The organism is Xanthobacter agilis, assembly GCF_021730435.1.
Taxonomy (GTDB): Bacteria; Pseudomonadota; Alphaproteobacteria; order Rhizobiales; family Xanthobacteraceae; genus Xanthobacter; species Xanthobacter agilis.
The window spans coordinates 104,548-120,607 of the sequence record NZ_JABWGX010000001.1 but is presented as its reverse complement, the minus strand read 5'-3'; the positions used below and the strand labels follow the sequence as shown (position 1 = coordinate 120,607).

Annotated in this window: 15 protein-coding genes and 1 tRNA gene; 12 read left to right on the top strand and 4 right to left on the bottom strand. The window is 69.0% G+C overall.

The window, feature by feature from the left end:
• Positions 1 to 55: 55 nt before the first annotated feature.
• The gene (locus tag HUW53_RS00600; protein ID WP_237343796.1) at positions 56 to 2,251 is read left to right on the top strand and encodes a glycosyltransferase family 2 protein; all 2,196 of its coding nucleotides are present in this window, start codon (positions 56 to 58) and stop codon (positions 2,249 to 2,251) included.
• Positions 2,252 to 2,439: 188 nt separating this feature from the next.
• Here the strand turns inward: HUW53_RS00600 and HUW53_RS00595 are convergent, their stop codons facing one another.
• The 3 genes from HUW53_RS00595 to HUW53_RS00585 form a co-directional block, all read right to left on the bottom strand.
• The gene (locus HUW53_RS00595) at positions 2,440 to 2,982 is read right to left on the bottom strand and encodes a DUF2059 domain-containing protein (protein WP_237343795.1); all 543 of its coding nucleotides are present in this window, start codon (positions 2,980 to 2,982) and stop codon (positions 2,440 to 2,442) included.
• Between the two features lie 26 nt (positions 2,983 to 3,008).
• Positions 3,009 to 3,713: a ribose-5-phosphate isomerase RpiA gene (gene rpiA, locus HUW53_RS00590; protein ID WP_237343794.1), complete on the bottom strand. Its 705-nt coding sequence runs from the start codon at positions 3,711 to 3,713 to the stop codon at positions 3,009 to 3,011.
• Between the two features lie 143 nt (positions 3,714 to 3,856).
• Positions 3,857 to 4,306, bottom strand: coding sequence for a hypothetical protein (locus HUW53_RS00585; protein WP_237343793.1), 450 nt, complete (start codon positions 4,304 to 4,306; stop codon positions 3,857 to 3,859).
• A 206-nt stretch (positions 4,307 to 4,512) separates the two neighbouring features.
• Here HUW53_RS00585 and gph point away from each other — a divergent pair, with 206 nt between their 5' ends.
• The 3 genes from gph to HUW53_RS00570 all read left to right on the top strand — a co-directional run bounded on the left by gph (position 4,513) and on the right by HUW53_RS00570 (position 6,498).
• Entirely contained in the window at positions 4,513 to 5,187 is a 675-nt protein-coding gene (gph, locus tag HUW53_RS00580) for a phosphoglycolate phosphatase (RefSeq protein WP_237343792.1), read from the top strand.
• Positions 5,188 to 5,373: 186 nt separating this feature from the next.
• Positions 5,374 to 5,448, top strand: a tRNA-Val gene (locus tag HUW53_RS00575).
• Positions 5,449 to 5,826: 378 nt separating this feature from the next.
• A complete protein-coding gene (locus HUW53_RS00570; protein WP_237343791.1) occupies positions 5,827 to 6,498 on the top strand; it encodes an SGNH/GDSL hydrolase family protein in 672 nt (223 codons plus the stop codon).
• 56 nt (positions 6,499 to 6,554) lie between these two features.
• On the opposite strand, the gene HUW53_RS00565 is transcribed toward HUW53_RS00570, so the two are convergent.
• Entirely contained in the window at positions 6,555 to 9,509 is a 2,955-nt protein-coding gene (locus HUW53_RS00565) for an outer membrane protein (protein ID WP_237343790.1), read from the bottom strand.
• 186 nt (positions 9,510 to 9,695) lie between these two features.
• Here HUW53_RS00565 and HUW53_RS00560 point away from each other — a divergent pair, with 186 nt between their 5' ends.
• The 8 genes from HUW53_RS00560 (at position 9,696) to HUW53_RS00525 (ending at position 15,859) form a co-directional block, all read left to right on the top strand.
• Positions 9,696 to 9,842, top strand: a complete 147-nt coding sequence (locus HUW53_RS00560) for a hypothetical protein (RefSeq protein ID WP_237343789.1) — start codon at positions 9,696 to 9,698, stop codon at positions 9,840 to 9,842.
• 252 nt (positions 9,843 to 10,094) lie between these two features.
• The gene (locus tag HUW53_RS00555; RefSeq protein WP_237343788.1) at positions 10,095 to 10,688 is read left to right on the top strand and encodes a sigma-70 family RNA polymerase sigma factor; all 594 of its coding nucleotides are present in this window, start codon (positions 10,095 to 10,097) and stop codon (positions 10,686 to 10,688) included.
• The gene (locus HUW53_RS00550; RefSeq protein ID WP_237343787.1) at positions 10,685 to 11,323 is read left to right on the top strand and encodes an NrsF family protein; all 639 of its coding nucleotides are present in this window, start codon (positions 10,685 to 10,687) and stop codon (positions 11,321 to 11,323) included. The genes HUW53_RS00555 and HUW53_RS00550 overlap by 4 nt, the downstream gene beginning before the upstream one ends.
• Before the next feature lie 331 nt (positions 11,324 to 11,654).
• Positions 11,655 to 11,816, top strand: coding sequence for a hemin uptake protein HemP (locus tag HUW53_RS00545; protein WP_237343919.1), 162 nt, complete (start codon positions 11,655 to 11,657; stop codon positions 11,814 to 11,816).
• 326 nt (positions 11,817 to 12,142) lie between these two features.
• Positions 12,143 to 13,876: an ArnT family glycosyltransferase gene (locus HUW53_RS00540; RefSeq protein ID WP_237343786.1), complete on the top strand. Its 1,734-nt coding sequence runs from the start codon at positions 12,143 to 12,145 to the stop codon at positions 13,874 to 13,876.
• A complete protein-coding gene (locus HUW53_RS00535; RefSeq protein WP_237343785.1) occupies positions 13,873 to 14,787 on the top strand; it encodes a phosphatase PAP2 family protein in 915 nt (304 codons plus the stop codon). The genes HUW53_RS00540 and HUW53_RS00535 overlap by 4 nt, the downstream gene beginning before the upstream one ends.
• A complete protein-coding gene (locus tag HUW53_RS00530; RefSeq protein ID WP_370877828.1) occupies positions 14,781 to 15,530 on the top strand; it encodes a glycosyltransferase in 750 nt (249 codons plus the stop codon). Before HUW53_RS00535 ends, HUW53_RS00530 begins: the two co-directional genes overlap by 7 nt.
• The gene (locus tag HUW53_RS00525) at positions 15,530 to 15,859 is read left to right on the top strand and encodes a lipid-A-disaccharide synthase N-terminal domain-containing protein (RefSeq protein WP_237343783.1); all 330 of its coding nucleotides are present in this window, start codon (positions 15,530 to 15,532) and stop codon (positions 15,857 to 15,859) included. The genes HUW53_RS00530 and HUW53_RS00525 overlap by 1 nt, the downstream gene beginning before the upstream one ends.
• Positions 15,860 to 16,060 lie beyond the last annotated feature (201 nt).

Sequence of the window (16,060 nt, the reverse complement as noted above, 5' to 3'; positions counted from 1 at the left end):
TCGCCCGCCGGTCGGTGGTGTAAGGCCTGCTTGAGCAATTCAGCGAGCGCGCACCATGGCGGATGAGATCCCTCCCCTTCCCTTGCGACGCGGGCGGGCGGGGCCTGAGGGCGTGGTGTTTTCCCTGCCGCTGCCGCTGCGCCTGCGGGGGCTGACGCGCGATGGCCTGATCGCCCTTCGCTTCGCCGGACCGTGCGCCGGCGTTACGGTGCGGGTCGAGGATGCGCGCGGCCACGCCCTGTTCGCCGCGCCGCTTGCCACCGACGAACCGCTGATCCTCCTCGCCCTGCCCCGCGGCGCGGCGCGGATCGTCGCGGCCGGCGCCGGCGCGGACCTGCACGCCGGCTTCCTGCCGGTGCCCGATTCGTTTCCCCTCGGCCGGCTGGCGCTGAAGCTCAACGCCTTCCTGCGCGGCCGCATCGAGATGCCACCCGACGCCAAGGGCGGCATCGCGGGGCTCGCGCTGCGCTGGAAGATCGCCACCGATGCCGCCCGCGAGCTGCGCGCGCGGCTTTCGACCCTCATCGTCTGCTCGGCCTTCGGCCGCCATGCCCTGCAAGCGGACTACCGGCGCTTTCGCGCCAAGTGGGTGGAGGACTTCGCCGCCGCCGTGCCGCCGGACGCCGCGCCGCTCCTGACCTTCATCACCGCCAGCGATGGCACGGAGGCGGACTTTGCCGCGCTGAACGCCTGCGCGACCGCCCTCAAGGCCCAGACCGACCCCCGCTTCGACTGGCTGATCGCGGTGCCCGAGGCGCACCTCGCCGCATCCGCCGGGGCTCTGGAGAGCGTGGCTTCAGGCTTCGCCCGCCTCGTGCCGGCGCCACGCAGCGGCGCAGCGGAAGGCCTTGCCGCCGCCCTCGCATCCGCCACGCCGGACCGCCTCATCACCGTTCTGGACCCCTCGGGCCAGCCGACCCGCGACGCGGTGGCCATGATCCGCGCCGCCTTTGCCGCCCATCCCGACTGCCAATTGCTCTACACCGACGAGGAACGTCGCGACGCGGCGGGCGCGCCGCTCGAAGGGGTGTTCAAGCCCGCCTTCAACCGCCACCTGCTGGAAGCCTGGCCCTATACCGGAGCCTTCACCGTGTTCCGCGCCGACCGCGCGCAGGCGCTGGGGCTCGATCCCGCTTATGGCGACGCCGCGACCTACGACCTCTTGCTGCGCTACGTGGACGGGCTCGACGGCCCCGCGATCCGCCACCTGCCGCGCATCGCCTATAGCGGGACCGGCCGCGAAGCCGGCTTCGCCGACCCGGCCGCCGCCGCGGCTGGTGCCCGCGCCCTCACGGCCCGGCTCGGCACCGCGGTGGAGATGAGCGCCGACGGTCGCTTCCTGCGCCCCCTGTTTCCGGTACCGGCGGCAGCGCCGAAGGTTTCCATTGTCATCCCCACGCGCGACCGGGCCGGAGTGCTGGGGATGACCCTGCGCACCCTGATCGCCAACACGGCCTATCGCAATTTCGAGATCATCGTGGTGGACAACGGCTCGGTGGAGCCGGACACCTTCGCCTTGTTCGAGGAAACCAAGGCCGCCTGGCCCGCGACGACGATCGTGCGCGACGACGGCGACTTCAACTTCCCGCGCATCTGCAATGCCGGCGTCGCCGCCATGACCGGCGAGCTGATCCTGCTGCTCAACAATGACATCGAGGTCATCGATGGCGGATGGCTCGACGAGATGGTGGCCCTGATCTGCCGTCGCGACGGCGCCGCCGACACCGGCGTGGTGGGCGCGAAGCTGCTGTTTCCGGACCGCACCATCCAGCATGCGGGCGTCATCGCCGGTCTGTTCCGCTATGCCGCCCACTGGTTCGCCCACTGCCCGCACTGGGCGCAAGGCTATGAGGGCCGGCTGCTGACCCGGCAGAACCTGAGCGCGGTCACCGGCGCCTGCCTGCTCATCCGCAAGGATGTGTGGGCCGCCATCGGCCCCCTCGACGCGGTGCGGTTCGCCGAGGATTGCAACGACATCGACCTATGCCTGCGCGCCCGCCGGGGCGGCTACGGCGTGGTGCAGACGCCCTTCGCACTCTTGATCCACCACGAATCCGCCTCGCGCGGGCGGCGCCGCACCGCCGAGCACCGTGCCCGCCTGAAGGCGCAGCGGGCGCGCTTCGATGCCCTGTGGCACGCCAGCACGCTGGTGGACCCGCACTATAATCCCAACCTCAAGCGCGACAGCCTGCTCGCCGCCTGCGCCAGCGCGCCCGAGGGCCCGCGCGATGCCCGAACCGACGCCATCTGACTCCCCGCCGCCCGCGCCCCAAGGGCTGTTCACCCGCGACATTCACCCGGGTCGTTCACCCGGCACGACAACGGCCAGCGAGGTCGCCCCCGCCGGCCGCTCATCACACCATTCCCAAAGGAATCGGCCCCAAGCGAATCCGCTCCGAGCCGGTCATGCGCCGGCCGGGAGCTGAAACCGGCCCGATCTCAGAGGTCGAAGCCCTTCTTGTGCATCTCGGCGCGCACCCGCTCCACCGCCTGGGCGTTGAGCTGCGCCCCCCAGGCCTGGATGCCCTGGACCGCCTGCTGCACGATGGCCGGGCGATCGCTCACCAGCTTCTTGCCGGTGGGCGTGCGGTAGAAGGCCAAAGCCTCCTTCAATTCCGTCTCGGAGAAGCGCGAAGCATAAGCCGTGGCGAGGATCTGCAGGATCTCCGGCTTGCGCTTCTCGAAGTCCGGCCGCACCGCCAATGCCACATCGCGCAGCTGCGCGGCGAGGTCGGGATTGGTGGAGAGGAAGGACAACGCCGCCCCGTCCACGATGTTGGCGATGACGCCGTCGAAGGCATGCGCCTCGCCATTGGCCTCCACCAGATCCTTGGCGAGGGCGATCTGCGCCGGTGACGGCGCCGCCTGCTGCGCCACGGCGAGGCTCGGGCCGACGAACGCGCCCGAAAGAACCGACACCGAGACCGCCGCGGCCATGAGCAGGGCGAAACGGCGATGGGCGAAGTTGGAAGAACGCATCATCTTCTCCGGAAAGCGCAATTGTTCACTCAACTCTGGCGGTCGAGGACCACGATGCCCTCTGCCCCGGCGAGAACCGCGCGGCTGGCGAGACCGATGAACAGCCCATGCTCCACCACCCCCGGCACTTCGGAGATGGCGCTTGCCAGCGCCGCCGGGTCGGGAATACGGCCAAGATGGGCGTCCAGCAGCACATGCCCGTGATCGGTGATGAAAGGATGACCGTCGCGGTCCCGGCGCGGCCGCAGCTCGCCCACGCAGCCGGCGGAGCGGATCGCCTCCTCAAGGCTGCGGGCGATGCTGACGGCACCGAAATCCACGATCTCGATGGGCAGCGGGAAGCGGCCGAGCACACCCACCTTCTTGGTGGAATCGGCGATCACCACCATCTCTTTCGCGGCGCGGGCCACGATCTTCTCACGCAGCAGCGCGCCGCCGCCACCCTTCACCAGGGCAAGGCCCGGCCCCACCTCGTCGGCGCCGTCCACGCACAGGTCAAGCTCGCCCACCTCGTCGAGGGTCGCGATCGGCACGCCGAGTTCCACCGCCTGAGCTAAAGTCTGCTCGGAGGTGGGGACGCAGATCACCTTGAGGCCGGCATAGACCTTCTCCGCCAGCAGTTCGACGAAGTGGCGGGCCGTGGAGCCGGTGCCAAGGCCAACCCGCATGCCGTCCGTGACATATTCGAGGGCGGCGGCGGCGGCGCGGCGCTTCAAGTCTTCGGCGTGGACCATGGGGCGTTTCCGTCGTGGTGCGCGGTTGGGGTAAAGGGCGCCGGACCCGCGCAAGGCACGGCACCCCGTCGCCCGGCTCTAGCCCCGATCGCGCCAGCGGACAAGCGCCGCGACGCCTCACCCCACCGCGTTGCGGTGCGAGATCAGCGCCCCTGCGGCGTGCACAGCACGGTCGGTTCCACCTTGCCGTCGGCCCGGGGAAGGTCGCGAACGTAGCAGATGCTCATCTCGCCGGTCTCGTAATTCACGCGGAACACGCCGGTTTCACCCGCGTAATGGGTGGCGAGAAGCCCGTAGCGCCCGGCCTTCTGGGCGCCAGCCCCCTCGCCCAGTGCGAAGCAGCGGGTGACGCCGACGGAAGATCCGGCGGGACGTTCGAACTGGCAGGCCGAGAGCTCCCCGGTCTTGCGGTTCACGCCATAGACCCGGTTCGCCTCGGCCGATGGCGGCGCCACGAAATCGAACGCGCCGAAGGTCTGGGCCGAAGCCGCTGGCAGCGCCGCGAGCGCGAACCCGACCACGGCAAGGGCCACCCCCGCGCCCCGCACGACACGTCCACCGCGGGAACGAACCCCCTGTCGCACCATCTGCATACCCCTCTCCATCGGCTGCTTCGCCCCGCGCTGTGTGGCCGCAGGGTCACCGCTGGCCGCGACGCTGGCGCCGAAAAGCGGCAGGATTTATGGCGGGGCACGCATAAGGCCCGCAGCAGCCCCAATCAAGCGAGGAACGACCCATGTCCGCCCCGACGACGACTGCCCTAACACCAACTGCGCCGAAACCATCCGCGCCGACGGACATGCCCGTTATCGCCTTCGACCTCGACGGCACCCTGGTGGACACGGCGCCCGACCTCCTGAACGCTCTCGATGCGACGCTGGCGCGTCACGCCCTGCCCCCAGTGGACCGCGCCAACGCCCGCAACATGATCGGCGGCGGCGCCAAGATGCTGATTCAGCGGGCCCTCACCAGCGCCAATGTTCCCTTTTCCGAAGCCGAGCTCGGCGAGCTGAATCAACAGTTCGTGGCCTATTACGCGGCGCATATCGCCGACGAATCGCGTCCCTTCCCCGGCCTGCTGCCGGCGCTCGACCGACTCGCCGACACCGGCGCCCGCCTGTGCGTGTGCACCAACAAGCTGGAACGCCTGGCCCGCAGCCTGCTCGACGCCCTCGACCTGACCGGCCGCTTCACCGTGGTCACCGGCGGCGACACCTATGCCAAGCCCAAACCCGACCCCCTGCCCCTCAGCGCCACCATCGCCGCCGCCGGCGGTGCGCTCGCCAGCGCCATCATGGTGGGCGACAGCATCACCGATGTGCGGGCGGCCCGCGCGACCGGCGTGCCGGTGATCGCAGTCTCCTTCGGCTACACCGAAACCCCGCCGGCGGAGCTGGGCGCCGACGCGCTGATTCACCATTACGACGATCTGAGCCGCGCCGTCCTCGCCCTGCTGCCGCGCTCCGCCACCTGAGCCAGACCCGCGTTTCTGCCATCAAACCCTTCGGCCACAAGGATTTTATGGCGAGCGGGCGGCATCGTCGCCAAACGCAAGCGCCAAAACCTGAGGCAAGACCTGTGGATAGGTGATGCCTCCGGAATGCCCCCCTTGACACCAGGGGGTCCTGGGCCCTAACAAGCGCTCCTCCGCGATTGGAATGGGCGATTAGCTCAGCGGGAGAGCACTCCCTTCACACGGGAGGGGTCGCAGGTTCAATCCCTGCATCGCCCACCATTCCTTTCCTCAGCTTTGCCGTTATTGAAGAATGAGCCCATCGGGGCACGGGGCGGGGCTGCCGGGCCAAGGCCAAGGCGCGCACTCCATCGTCAGGGCCGCGCACAAAATCCCCGCGCGGGAGCACTCCCCTCACCGCATCGCCACCTGCCCGCCTCAGCCGTTCGGCGCCCGGCCCAAGGTCCGCGCGTGATCTTCAGCCTCAAATGGAAGCTCCGGCCCGCCCCCCAGAGACCGCGCCAGAGACCCCGCCATCGGCGCGATCCGGGGCAACATTCGGACACAGCCGCGCAAACAATTGATTCCGGACGGTCTCACCCTGAACACCGGCACGCCTGAGCATGGCTCCATCGCGTTTCCCCATCCTCACGGCGTCCCATGACTCATAACCACACCTGCGAACTTCACATCCCTCGGCCGCGGCGGCTGTCCGCCCGTGCATGGAAGGCGGGCGTCATCCTGGCGGCCCTGGCCGCGCTGGCCTATGCCGTCCTCCACATTCCCCCGACCTCCCGCATCTGGGCTCGCCACGAAGTGCAGTCCTTCCTCACCACTGCGCCGGTGCTGCTGCTGGGCGACAGCATCTCCTACGCCAGTGGTCCCGGCCGGCTCTGCGATGGGGAGGTGTTCAACGCCGCGATCCCGGGCGCAAAATTGAAGGACCTCCTGGGCCAGGGAACGCGGATCGCCGACCGCATCCGCCCCGCGCATGTGGTGGTCGCCATCGGCGTCAACGACGCCATCATGCCGCACCTCAGCATCGAGGAATGGACGAACCAGCTCCGCACGCTTCTGGCCGCGCTCGCCGGCGCCGACATCACCCTCGTGGAGATCAATCCGGTCGACGCGCGCTTTCCTGTGGTCGCACGCTATTTCGATCAGGACTTCATCACCCGCGAGAATGCGGTGATCCGCGAGCTGGCCGCCCTCAACGGCGCACGCCTGGTGCCGGCGCCGCGCACCGCCGAGACCTCCGATGGCCTGCATCCGAACACGGCCGGCGCCGTCCTGTGGCGCGACCGCCTGGCCCACACGGCCTGCGCCGCCTGAAGCGGATCCGGTGGAGGCCCCCTGCGAAACCGCCGATCGCCACCAAAGATGCCGCTCTAACGTCCCGAGAATGTGAGGAAGCGGTAATTGACGGTCATGGCGACCATGTCGAGCCGCAGGCTATCGGGGGCAAGATCCAACCCCGCCAGCGGTAGCCAGGTGGTGGTAAAGCCCGACGCGCCGCCGAAATCGAAATGCTTGTATTCGAGGCCCACCGACAGATTGGGCAGCAGCGCATACTCGATACCGCCGCCGAGGGTCCAGCCGGTATTGGTGCTCTGGTGGTCCGGGACCGTGCCCGTGAAAGCGTAAGTGTTGAAGCTGTCACCCTGGCGGTCCCACGCAAAGCCGCCGCGGGCGTAGACCAGCGCACGATCGACCGCATAGCCGAAGCGTCCGGTGACGGTGCCCAGCCCATTCACCCGGCTGCCGCAATTGAAACCCGAGGCGGCGCCGACCGGCGCGGTGGAAAAACAGGTGTCGGTCCCGCCCACATTGCTCCAGGCGGCGGAGGCTTCGGCACCCAGCACGATCGCGCCCATCTGGACGTCCGCGCCCAGCTGCCCGCCGGCCATCGCCCCGCCGAGATCCACCGCATCTCCGGACACCGGCGGCGTGAACGGCGAGGCATAAGTGGTGTGCGCCTTGCCCCCGCCCAGCGTACCGCCGGCATAAAGCCCGCTCCAGTTCACCGGCGCTGGTTCCGCCTTGGTGGGCATACCAGCCGCATCGGCCTCGGCCGGCGGAATGTCGCCGAAACGGTAGGACGCCTGAACGAAGGCGCCATAGCGCTCCGAATAGAAGGTCATGGGCGAACGGATCGGCACTTGTGGGAAGCCCGTCGAGGCCCCGTCGGTCGCGAAATACCAATAGCGCCCGCCCAGGCCTACATCGAGCCGATTCGTCACGGCGTAGCTCAACACCGCCTCCAGCTGCGTGCCCCAGCCGGTGCCGCGTTCGATCTGCGGGTTGATGTCCGCGCGGAACCAGTGATTGTCCATGCTGGAACGCGTGGCATAGGGCAGGTAGGCGGCATCCACCTCCAGCCGCAGCCGCTCGGCGAGCTGCAGGCGGCTGTTGAGGCCCAGCGCCACCGCCTGCCATGTCTCCGTTTCGCTGAGCGCGAGCGCCGAGGCGAGCGCCGGCACCTGCTGGTGGGAGGCCTGGTCGCAGGTCGTGTCCCGCGCCAATTGCCAACAGCCGAAACCGTTCACGTTCTGGTACAGGGCCCGGTAGCCCACGAAGGCCCCGAGGGTGCTTTCGCCCCGGCGCACCAGCTCATAGCCGAGATCGAGCGCACCGTAACTCAGGCTTCCGTCACGCAAATCGGAAAGGGTGTTGGAATAGACGACGTCGGAGGGGAAATCCTCGTCGTTGAGGCGGCCGCCGGCCAGCGTCCCCAGCCCCGCGAAGCCCTTCAGGAACAAGCCGTCGCGGTTCTCGAAACGGAAGAAAGTCTCCAGCGATTGGCCGGTGGTGTTACCATAGATCAGGCGCGAGTTGAGGCGATCGGTCAAGGCCGGATGCATCAGGTCCTTCTGCATGCGTCCGGTGCTGGCGAAATAGCGCCCGCCGATCTCCGCCGTCCAACCCGCCGGCAGCTCCGGCGCCCTGAAGGCCGCGACAGCGCCATCCGGCCCCGTGCCGAAGCGATAATTGAGGCCCATCCGCACCACGTCGAGCCGCTGCTTGAAATCGGCCGTCGCGCTCAGCCCGCCCCCTGAATAGGTGAGCGATTGGGTGCCGAAATCGTAGTAATCATATTCCAGAAAGGCCGAGAAGTTCCGCGTCAGGGCATATTCGACGCCGCTGCCGAGCATCCAGCCCCAGCGCGTGCCGCTGGCGGTGTACTGGAGGGTGGCGGTGGTCGGGAACAGCGCGCCCGAGCCAGACACCCAGGCCGCGCCCGCCTTCCCATAGAACAGCACGTCGCCCCAGCTCTGGCCGAGCCGCCCGGAGATGGAGCCGAGCGAATCCACCGTGTTGTGGCATCCAAAGCTCGACATGGACAGCGCATTGGTCACGCATTTGGTATAGCTGCCGAGGTCGGCGGCGCTGGCCGACACCTCGGCTCCCGCCACCCAGGGGCCCATCTGATAATTGAAGCCCAGTTGCCCGCCCCCGAGCAGGCCCATGGCCGTGCCGGTGCCCGGAAAGGCGCCGGAGACGGCGGCATCCGCGAGGAAGCCGGTCCCGGACGTCCATTCGTCCCGCCCCCAGGCGCCGCCGGCGTGGAGACCCGCATAGAGCCCGCTCCAGTCGCGCCCCGGCACCGGCAGGCGCGCGCCCGTGCCCGGCAGCGGCGCGCCCCAGGGGCGCCAGTTGAGGCCCAGCTTCACCATCTGCGCGGATTGGGACACGGACATGGCGCCGCCATAGACGCCATAGTTCAGATCGATGCTGTCGGTGCCGAAATTGAGATAGGCATATTCCGCCTTGGCCGACAGGTTCGGCGTCAGGCCCAATTCCGCGCCACCGCCGACGGTCCACCCGGTGCGCAGCGCCGAGCCCGTGTATTGGCCCTGGTATCCGCTGCCCGTCGCGCTGGCGCTCGAATCGAGGAAGGCGGCGCCGGCCTTTCCATACACAAGCACGTTGTCGAAGGCGTAGCCGAGACGCCCGGTCAGCGTGGCGACAAGATCGGTCTGCATGGCGCATACGGATGTGCTGCCATCGCGGCAGCGGGCGCGCGACAGGAGGAAGCCGGTGCCGACTTCCCCCTCAATGCCGTACACAAAGGCGCCAACCTGTTGATTGTAGCCGACCTGCGAGCCGATCATCGCGCCCGACGCGGAGCCCAGTCCGCTGACGGACGAGACGGCGGCAAGGGTGCCGGGCGTGGCTCCCGGACTCCATTGGCTGTCCACCAAGCCCGCGCCCACATAGGTGCCGAGATAGAAGCCGGTCCAGCTCCCGGCGTCCGGCGCCTCGACCCCTTTGACCGGCAGATCACCCGCAAGCGCGGCCCGCGCGGCGGCCATCGCGACCAGGACAGCTGAAACCAATCGCACGCCGCGCATCCCCGCCGCCCTTCTTTAAACACCGTTCCCAGGAGCGGACAAACTCTAGCGATTCGGCCTCGACGGAAACAGGCGATGCCACGGCACGCCACGAAACCCGCCCGGTGACGCGGCGCGGCCCTGCCCTTCGCAATTGGCCCGCTGGCGAAGACACGCGAGGGGTACGACGTCGCCATCGTGATCGGCGCGCCGATCTTCCGTTATGACCCCTATGTGGCAAGCCCCGATCTGCCGAGCGACCTGCATCTGATCCACATCGCCGGCGATCCATCTCGCTCGAAAATCTGGTCACGGCCCGCGCAGCACCCGCAAAACCCGTGGTGAAGCAGCCACACGGCGCGGCGATGGAGCCTGGGACGGCGCGGGTGGCATCAAGCTTCAGAGGTCTTCTGCGGTTGGAGCACCGGCCACGCTCATCGCGGCCATGACCTCATTTCGCGCCGAGGCCGCCGTCTAGCCGATCACGCGCCTGTGTTCCCGCGCTGACGCGCCCCCGTGCGAAATGACCTTGTGCGGTGGCGTGATGTCACGATCCACCGCTTGCCGCCGAAGAGGAGGGGTACGGTCCGGGACGCCATGACCGAAACTGCGATGACGGAAACCGCCCCGACCGAAACGGCCACGACAGAGGAGTGGGCGGCACTCATGCGCGCCGCGCTGAAGGGCGAGGGAACCGCCTATCGCCGCCTGCTGACGGCGCTTGCGCCGGTGCTGCGCGTGGCGGCGCGGCGTATCCTGGATCGCGCCGGCGCCGATGCCCAGAATGTGGAAGACGTGGTGCAGGAAACCCTGCTCGCCATCCATCTCAAGCGGCAGACCTGGGATCCCGCCCAGCCGCTGATGCCCTGGGTCTGGGCCATCGCCCGCCACAAGGTCCTCGACGCCCTGCGCCGCCAGGGCCGGCGGGTGCACGTACCCATCGACGAGCTGGACGCGGTGCTGGCCGACACGGCGGCGAAGGCGGACGACGCCCACGCCGGCAATGACGTGGCCCGCCTCGCGGAAAGCCTCTCGGGTCGCGAACGGGCGGTGGTGGAGGCGGTCTATCTCGCGGGGGCGAGCACCACGGAGGCGGGCTTGCGCCTCGCCATGAGCGAGGGGGCGGTGCGGAGGGCGCTGCATCGCGCGCTGAAGCGCCTGGCCGCCGGCGACGGAGGAGCACAGTCATGAAGACCGACGATCTGATCCTTGCCTTGTCCGCCGATGTGCCTCCGCGCGGGCCCTCGCTCGCGATCGCGCTGGGGGCGGCGGTGGCCGCAGGCGCGGTGGCCGCCTTGGTGGGCATGCAGCTGACCCTCGGCCTGCGCCCCGACATCCTCGCCGCCCTCGCGACACCGCGTTTCCTGTTCAAATGCGTGGAGACGGCGGCGCTGACGCTGATGGCCGTGCGGCTCGCCGCACAGATGGCCCGACCCGGGGCGCCCCGCTGGTCGGCCGAGGCGGGCCTGTTCGTGCCGGCTCTGCTGTTGTTCGGCGCGGTGGCTTTGGAACTCGCGAGCGTGCCCGAAGCCTCCTGGGCGCGGCGGATGGTGGGAGTCAACGGGGCCATATGCCTAGTGATGGTGCCGGCCCTGTCGCTGGCGCCGCTCGCGCTTCTGCTGGCCGCCCTGCGCCGCAGCGCCAGCGAATCGGGCGCGCTCACCGGGCTGGTGGCGGGGCTGGCCGCCGGCGGCATCGGCGCCTTCTTCTATGCAGCCCATGGCACGGACGACTCGCCCCTGTTCGTTGCGGTCTGGTACACGCTTGCCATCGGCCTGGTCGCGGCGCTGGGTGCCGGGCTGGGCTGGCGCCTGCTGCGCTGGTAGGGCCCCGGCACCGTTTTGTTCCGCGCCGCAGCCCCCGCGCCATCACCGTCGTCCGCCCCGTCGCGGGTCTCCACCGGCGCGCATCGCCCCACGCACCGGGCACCCGGTCATTTGCCGACACAGCAGCGCCATATTGCGAGTTGATCCGAACAAGTTCATGTATTATTCAAATACGAGGGCCATGAAGCGAAATATTGAATGCTTCTAAAGTGGCCATGTAGACATGAATACTTATGATCTCACTACGGGCAATTTGGAGCGATTCAAAATGACCAAGCAAGAGTATCTGCGCGCCTCCTGGTCCGGGGATCAATCGCCTGCGGACGGCTGGATGGGTCGGTCCAGCGCCGCCGCGCGCGCCATCCCCATGGTGGATGCCCAGCTCGACAGCCGGGACCTGTTCGCGGCCGGGCGGCTCATCACCATCGCCCATGGCGACCAGACCTATCAGCTCCGCCTTACCGCCCAGAACAAGCTGATCCTGACCAAATAGGCGAGCGCGGCGACGGCGGATCCCGCCCCGGCCGGGTCAACGCCGCGTAGGACATGACGGGTCCGCGCGGGGCCGGCTTGGCGAGGGGGGCGCCCGCGCTGGCGATACCGCCTCGAACGGCGGCGTTAACGGCGCGGACACGGCGCGACGGCGCAACTCCGGGCACGGCGCCGGCAGCGTGGCAATTCGCGCCTTTCCTTTGCCCTTTTCCTTTGCAAGAGGTCCGCCGGTTCGGGGGAGGGGCGCAGCGTCCCGCCGTCGGGCCTTTCCGGTGTGGGCGGTTCTGCTATTGTCCGCGCCCAATTCGAGCGGATCCGACAAGAAGCATGGCCATTTCAGAGCCCACCCCGCCTTCGGGCCGGGCGTTCGACCTCGACCTTCCGCGCCGGTTGCCGCGCCTGCTCGACCGCGCCGCGACGCGCCACGCCCACGCTTGCCTGCTGCTCGTCATCGTGGCGCTCTTCGCCTTCCTGCCGGGCTTCTTCTCCCTCTCGCCCATCGATCGCGACGAAGCCCGCTTCGCGCAGGCCACGAAGCAGATGCTGGAGAGCGGCAATTACGTGGACATCCGGTTCCACGTTCAGGTCCGTTACAAGAAGCCGGTGGGCATCCACTGGCTGCAGGCGGCATCCGTGAAGCTGGGCGAGGCGGTGGTCGGCCCCTCGGCCCGCACCTCCATCGCCTTTTATCGCCTGCCCTCGCTCATCGGCGCCATCGGCGCGGTGCTGCTCACCTATTGGACGGCGCTGGTCTTCGTCTCGCGGCGCGGGGCGCTCATCGCCGGCCTGCTGATGGCAAGCTGCGTGCTGCTGGGCGTGGAAGCCCGCCTCGCCAAGACCGACGCGGTGCTGCTGTTCACCATCGTCGCCGCGTTCGGCGCCCTGGCACGGGCCTATCTTCAGCCCGCCGGCGCGCGCATGAGCGATTTCAAGCTCGCCGCCATCTTCTGGACCGCCATGGCCGGCGGCATCCTCATCAAGGGGCCGATGGCGCCCCTGTTCGTGGGGCTCGCCGTGCTGGCATTGGCCATCACCGAGCGTTCGGGGCGCTTCCTGAAGCCGCTGAAGCCGCTGCCGGGCCTGCTCTGGTGCCTGCTGCTGGTGCTGCCCTGGTTCATCGCCATCTATTACGTCACCAACGGCGCCTTCTATCAGCTCGCGGTCGGCGTCGACATGCTGGGCAAGGTGACGGAAGGACAGGAAGGCCATTGGGGGCCGCCGGGGACCTATCTGCTGGCAGTATGGGGTACCTTCTGGCCAAGCGTGGTGCTGGCCGCCATGGCCGTTCCCTTCGCCTGGCGCGCGCGGCGGGAACCGGCCGTGCGCTTCCTCCTCGCCTGGGTGGTCCCGACCTGGATCGCGTTCGAGATCGCGGCCACCAAGCTGCCCCATTATGTGCTTCCGCTTTATCCGGGGCTCGCCATTCTCGCGGCGCTGGCGCTGGAGCGGAACGCATTGGCCAAGGCTGGCAGCCGGCTTGCGGGCCTCGTCTGGCTGTGGTCGGTCATGGCGGGCCTGCTCGCGGTGGCGCTGGGCGGCGCCTATCTGTGGCTCGGCAGCGGCTTCGGCGTGCTGGCATGGCCGCTGCTGCTGGTCGCCGTGGGGCTGGCCGTGATCGCCGCGCGGGCTTTGCCACGCACTGGAGTGGAAGGCGCCTTTCTCACCATGGTGGTGGCGGCGCTCTTCCTCTATTTCGCCGTGTATCAGGTTCTGCTGCCGCAGATGCGGGCGGTGTGGATTTCCGAGCGCCTCGCCGCCATCGCGGCCGAGACCGGCTGCCCGGCTGAGAACATCGCCTCGGTGCCCTATCAGGAGCCGAGCCTCGTGTTCCTCGTGGGCACCAGGATCAATTACATCGCCCCCACCGAGGCGGCGGACCTTTTGAAGAAGGGCGGCTGCGCCCTCGCCTTCATCGATCGCAAGATGCAGCCCCTGTTCGAAAAGCGGGCCGCGGAGCTGAACCTGAAATACAGCGCCATCGCCACCGTGGACGGCTTCACCTACAACGGCGGCCGGCCGGTGAGCATCACCGTCTACCGATCCCAGGAGCCGGCACAATGACGGGTGCCGGCGCCTTGCGCGCATCCAACCGCGCGCGCCGCCTCGCGGAAGGGGGACGGGACGCGATCACCGACGCCATCGATGGGCTGCGGGACCTGTGGCGACGCCCGGTGCGCCGGCCACGGCCGCAGGTGGTCAGCGCCGGCTGGCCGGAGATCCTGGCCTTCGGGGCGCTCGCGTGCGGGCTGGTGGCGGCGGCCATGCTGCTGGTGGACCCGCTGACGCCCGGCCTGCGGGCGCACCTGTCGGCGGGCATGGTCGTGCTCGCCGAGCGCCTGACGGACCTCGGCCTCGGCGGCGTGGTGCTGTGGCCGCTCGGCCTTGCTCTCGTGACGGTTCTGGTGCTGCGGCGCCATCTGGCCGCCGCGGGCGACGCCATGGGCCGCAGGGTGGCGACCGCGCTGCTGGCGCGGATCGGTTTCCTGTTCGTGTCCATCGCCGGCGCCGGCCTGCTGGTCACTGTGGTCAAGCGCCTCATCGGCCGGGCGCGGCCCCATGTGGCGCTGCGACTGCCCGGCGCGGAAGCGCAGCTCACCTTCGACTGGCTCTCCTGGAAGGCGAGCTATGCCTCGTTCCCCTCCGGCCACGCCACCACCGTGTTCGCCACGGCGGTCGCCTTCGCCATGCTGTTTCCCCGCGCGCGCCGGCCGTTGATCGCGCTCGCGGTGGTGGTCGCCACCACGCGGGTGCTGCTCGGCGCCCATTATCCGAGCGATGTGATCGCGGGGGCGGGCGTGGCGACGGCCTTCGTTCTGTGGATGGCGAAGGTGTTCGCCGCCCGCCGGCTCGTGTTCCGGGTTGACGCGCGCGGCGCCATCGCGCCCATGGCAGGGCCGTCCGCGCGCCGGCTCGGGCGGCTGCTGCCCTGGAGCGGTCGTTTCCCCGTTTCCCTTGAAGAGGCGAGATCGTGACCTCTGCTGATGCACCAATCGCCCCCGCTCCCCGCCTCTCGGTGGTTATCGCCGTTCGCGACGAGGCGGAGAATATCGCACCGCTGATCGCGGAGATCGACGCGGCCCTCACCTTCGAGCCGTTCGAATTGATCTTCGTGGACGACGGTTCCTCCGACGCCACCCTCGCGGAACTGCGCAAGGCGGCAGCCACGCGGCCCTATCTGCGCATTCTGGTCCACGCCACGTCCTGCGGAAAATCCGCCGGCGTGGACACCGGCGCCCGCGCCGCCCGTGGCGAGCTGCTGCTGCTGCTCGATGGCGATGGCCAGAACAACCCCGCCTACCTGCCCGAGATGGTGCGCGTGATCGACGCCGGCGGCGCGAAGGTGGGCATGGTGCAGGGCGAGCGGCAGGGCCGCAAGGACACCAATTTCAAGCGCTTCCAGTCGCGGCTTGCCAATGGGGTGCGACGAAGCCTCCTCAATGACGGCAACCGGGATACCGGTTGCGGCCTGAAGGTGGTGCGCCGCGAGCTGCACCTGCGGCTGCCGCTGTTCGATGGCCTCCACCGCTTCATGTCGGCCCTGGTGAAGCGCGAGGGCTACGAGATCCTCACCGTGAAGGTGGTGGATCGCGAGCGCTGGCACGGCGTGTCGAAATATGGCTTCTGGAACCGCCTGTGGGTGGGCATCGCCGATCTGCTCGGCGTGTGGTGGCTGGTCAAGCGGCGCCGGGTGCCCCAGGTGGTGGAGCGCGGCTGATGCTCTATTATCTTGGCGAGATCGGCCAGTATCTCCACGAGGTCTTCATCGACCAGTTCGACTGGTGGACGGTGCTGGGTCTCGTGGCGCAATTCATGTTCACCATGCGCTTCGTGGTGCAATGGATCGCCTCGGAGAAGGCCCAGCGCTCGGTCATCCCGTTCGCCTTCTGGACCTTCTCCCTGGGCGGCGGCACTCTGCTGCTGGTCTATGCCATCTACCGGCGCGATCCAGTGTTCATCGCCGGACAGGCCCTTTCCACCTTCATCTACATCCGCAATCTTCAGTTTGCCTTGCGCGAACGCCGCACCAACCGCGCGGTGACCTGACAGCGCGCCGATGGGGGCGCGACACGGCGAAAATCGGCGGGCGCTCCCCCGGCCGTCTGCCTCCGGAGAGCTGAGATAGCGTCCCCTTTCAAGGGCGGCGCGTCCCCGGAAGATCCAGGCGCCGGCGGATGCACCGCGCGATCGGCGTCCTTATCTCCCCGACCTCGACACCGCTTCTAAGGTGCCCCTGGCGCGCGGATT